At 56.0% G+C, this 907-nt stretch carries 1 protein-coding gene; it reads left to right on the forward strand.

Annotated elements, in window-relative coordinates; all coding sequences use genetic code 11:
* Positions 1-116 precede the first annotated feature (116 nt).
* The coding region (locus B2R17_RS12180) for a hypothetical protein (RefSeq protein ID WP_286764193.1) at positions 117-907 on the forward strand (791 nt) is incomplete at its 3' end.

Genomic DNA, 907 nt, shown 5'->3' on the forward strand with positions numbered 1-907 from the left:
TAGCACGGTGGTCCCCACCGTGACTTCTGCCAGAGCATGATTCCAAGCGGAAACGGTCACAACAGGTGAATGAACCCTGACTTACAATGGTCAGGATCATTCACCCCGAGGACCAAATGACGCCAACCCAACGTATTACTCGATTGCAGTGGGTGTGCTGGGTTGTAATCGCGATTGGTACAGTCGTTCAATCATACAATCACAGCACCGGGCCCGATTTGGTCTCGCTGCTGCTGATGTCCGCGGGCCTGGCTTGGTTTGTGACTTGGTCGGCGATCCAATGCGTGCTTTGCCCCGGGCAGATTTGGCGGAATGTCCTGCGGACTTTTGCTACGGCGTTTGGGTGCGCCATGGTGTTGATCATTGGGCACAATTTGTTCGAGTGGCTTGTTGACGGGACCTCACCGTTGGACGCTTGGGAGAACGATTATGCGGTCGTCTCAGGCACTTTGTTCGCGGTCTCCCTTTCCCTGATCGCCACCATGTTCTGGGTCGGCATCGCAAAATACTTTCGGGTGCGGCTTCGCGATCGTGTTTCCAACGAGCCGATTAGCCCGGCAAGAGTTTCCGTCGCGGATCTCATGCTATTGACCGCAGCGGTGGCAATTCACATCGCGGTCGCACGCTTGCAGCAACAGGTGATATTCGTACGAATCGTCGGACTCTTTGGGCCGGGGGTTGCCTTCCTGATCATTTTGATGGGTGGGCTCGGCTCCGCGTTTCTTGGCTGGTTCGTGGTGCTGATCCCAACGTGGATGTCGATGGCTCGCCACTGGAGTCTTCTCCGCCGTCGCATCGCTTGGACGGCGTTTTATCTCGCATGGGCGGTGTTGGCAGCGATTGCTTGGATTGGGAACTGGACGGAATCTGATTTCTGGATCACGTTTTCGGTAACGGCGGGTTGGAT

It is taken from the genome of Rhodopirellula sp. UBA1907 (genome assembly GCF_002337565.1).
Classification (GTDB): Bacteria; Planctomycetota; Planctomycetia; order Pirellulales; family Pirellulaceae; genus Rhodopirellula; species Rhodopirellula europaea.